Here is a 1,811-nt window from a genome sequence, read left to right on the forward strand (position 1 = left end):
TATATAGTTCTCATATCGAAATGTTTTAATGTTGTTTTTTACTGAAGTTTTTACTAACCATAAAAGTTTTAACAAGACCTATCCTATTAAAAAATTACATATACTGCTCTGTACATTATACAACACCTTTTTGATAATACGCAAAGGAGAGAACGACTGTGTCAAATCCTTTTGCTTCACTTCATCCACCATTTTGCGATAGATGCATTCGTCATAATTGCGTGAGCAAATAAAAAACGGCGTCATTCCTCTAGCCTCCAGTCTTGGCAAGAGCATCTGGAGATAACGCACCACACCTCCTGCAAATTCTGCAATATGTAAAATTTTCATAATCGAGTTGATTATTTATAGAAATATCTATATGGTTAATAATTGTGTCTTTGTCTGTATTAACTAAAGGAAAAAGGGAAAACAAAGGTAATAAGTATTAACCCACCATCAGCGAATGCTAATGGAGGATATAGTTACAATTAAAATAAAATACTAATTTTATGAAACAAGATAAATTGTTGTTTCTAGTCTTCGAAGGGTAATTCTCCAAAGAATTGATAGTGAGGTATAGTTATGTCAATAAAGCTGAAAGACAAATTACCTTCAGCATTCTTTATCATATCATAAACTTTCTTACATTCCACATCTGCAGTACCATAGAAATTGATATCAGACTCTACATCTGCCTGTGCGAACATTTTAGTGTCATTAGGGACAACAGCCCTAGGAGTAATGGTAGCACCACGCCTTTTCTTTTCCGCATAAACCTCAGCTATCATCTTGCCTGCTCTCCGAGCATGATCGAAGTTAAAAGGAACTATGAGCATATTTTTGAGAGGAAGTTCATTCACTTCCCCTCTCACACAATATTCAGCAATAGCTATTGTACTAATCTTGATGATGAAATCATGCTCTAGAAAATATCTAAAATATCCTAAGGCATTATGATGTAAAGGATCTTCCTCATTTAATAGCCGAATAAAGAAGCTTGTATCCAAAAGTACGCAATTCTGTTCCATTAGGCAATTCCTCCCCTTACATCATTCAACCATTCGTCAGCATTGATACCCCTCCATTTAGGAGTGGCCTTATGAATCAAGCCCATAAGATAATCTTCATCAAACTTCGGCTGATAATCCAACAACTCCACCAAAGATAAAGTAGATTTATCTATGTCGCCCGTAAGAATATTCTTCTTGGCACGAACACGCACACCAAACTTCTTATAAAGAGGATTCCCCTGATAACCTGCCAAATATTCCTTATCTGTACGAATGGTCAAAGAACCAGCCTCCTTAGTATCCAAATGAATGTTAGCCTTATCCTTACCACCTGCATCAGTTAAAGTTCCATAATAATAGCACTCTATATCCACCATGATATTCTCACGACGAACATAATGAGTAGTAGGAGTTATTTTAAAAATGCGATGTGGCTTGTCGGAAGTCCCAATTTCTATATTATAATTATGGCGCAAGGCAAAAGACTGTAGGTTTTCTATAGCTTGCGCACTTACCACCTCCAACTTATCAATATACCCATTTTCCTCTTCTATTACACCTAACATAGAAGAGACCAAGAGTACATTTTGCATGGAAGTTCTAAAGATATTTAAGACAGAACCTGCCTGCATTTCATAGGAAATCGTCGGGCGGTCCTTTCGTTTTTTCTTGTCTGGATACAACAAATTCTCCACTTCATCGAGCAGAAAACGAATTTGCCCGATGTCAAAATTGGCAGGAGAAAGTGGCTCATCCCCATTCTTGCCAATAATTCTTAGTGAAATTTCATTCTTATCCATCATGGTGCAAATATAATAT

Annotated in this window: 3 protein-coding genes; all 3 read right to left on the reverse strand. The window is 36.3% G+C overall.

The annotated features are described in order from the left end of the window. Positions 1-78 precede the first annotated feature (78 nt). A complete protein-coding gene (locus tag QVD32_RS13070; protein WP_287710373.1) occupies positions 79-330 on the reverse strand; it encodes a hypothetical protein in 252 nt (83 codons plus the stop codon). A 185-nt stretch (positions 331-515) separates the two neighbouring features. Then, complete coding sequence (locus tag QVD32_RS13075; protein ID WP_287710375.1) at positions 516-1,010, reverse strand: PIN domain-containing protein; 495 nt, start codon at positions 1,008-1,010, stop codon at positions 516-518. Next, positions 1,010-1,811 (reverse strand): hypothetical protein (locus QVD32_RS13080; protein WP_287710377.1); only part of this gene is annotated, 802 nt, incomplete at its 5' end. The genes QVD32_RS13080 and QVD32_RS13075, both read right to left, overlap by 1 nt.

This window comes from Barnesiella sp., from assembly GCF_022723415.1.
GTDB lineage: Bacteria > Bacteroidota > Bacteroidia > Bacteroidales > Barnesiellaceae > Barnesiella > Barnesiella intestinihominis.